The 1,005-nt window shown below is 48.0% G+C and carries 1 protein-coding gene; it reads right to left on the bottom strand.

Annotation, left to right across the window (positions count from 1 at the left end):
- The coding region (locus G493_RS31560; RefSeq protein ID WP_153306693.1) for a phage integrase N-terminal SAM-like domain-containing protein at nucleotides 1-692 on the bottom strand (692 nt) is incomplete at its 3' end.
- Between the last annotated feature and the right edge of the window lie 313 nt (nucleotides 693-1,005).

The following is a 1,005-nucleotide window of genomic DNA, read 5'->3' as shown; positions in this document are numbered from 1 at the left end:
AACTCCGGAACCAATATTTCGGGAATGGGTACCGTTCTATCTTTTTGTCCCTTGCCATCATGTATAGTCAACACCCCAGCGCTGAAATTAAAGCATTGTATTCGTAGCTGCAGGCATTCGAATAGACGCAGACCGCAACCATAGAGCAGTTTGACAATCAGGCTGTACGGGTGAGACAGTTTTGCAACAATCTGATCAACTTCCGCCCGGTCAAGAACGACCGGAATGTGTGACCGCTTTTTAGCTCGAACCACTCCTTCAATTTTACCGAATTCCTTACCCAAGACATTACGGAAAAAAAAGAGCAGGCTGTTGAAAGCGAGATTCTGGCTGGATGCCGAAACATGCCGCTCAACAGCCAGCCACGTGAGAAAGGCTTTTACATCATCCACTCCTATGAGCGATGGATCCTTACTTTTGACAAAAGTTTGGAATTGCCGGATCCATGACCGGTAGGAACTTAGTGTTTTGGGTGAGTAATGGCGGACCTGGATAGCAGAGTGCAAATCATCGTAGAGCTTAGTCCAGTCAGCTCCAGTACCTGTTGCCGCAACTGGCGTATTGCCCACCCTGCTTTTAACTGGGTCGTATTGCAGTGATACGTTCTTCACGGCGGCTGGTTGCGATGAGCTATTTTCCCCCGTCTTTCCGTCAGGTTTACCTCTTGCGCTGGACAGACGACTTTTTTTCATTGTGTTTGGCAAGGTTCCCCCCTTGTCCTCCGTAAATGAACCTGCTGGTCCGTTGAATCGAGCCCGAACAAGTTGCAGATAAATATCTACCGCTTCATCAGCTTGCCTGACCAGGTCGGGGGCCTGCCCTTTACTGCGCAATTTCTCCCTGAAGGAGACTCGAGCTTTAGGGTCTGTCCCCTCAAAAGAATATTTTAAACAAAAGTCATAGTAGTAACGGAACCATTTCAGAAAGGAAGTATGGTATGTGCTATCAATCCGGGATTTGTGTAACTGCTCCTGGTAGGTACGAAGCAGATTAGCAGGTACAGGT

Origin of the sequence: Desulfogranum japonicum DSM 18378 (assembly GCF_000429945.1) — a bacterium.
Lineage (GTDB): Bacteria > Desulfobacterota > Desulfobulbia > Desulfobulbales > Desulfobulbaceae > Desulfogranum > Desulfogranum japonicum.
The sequence above is the reverse complement of the archived record's forward strand: the minus strand, read 5'-3'. Positions and strand labels throughout refer to the sequence as shown.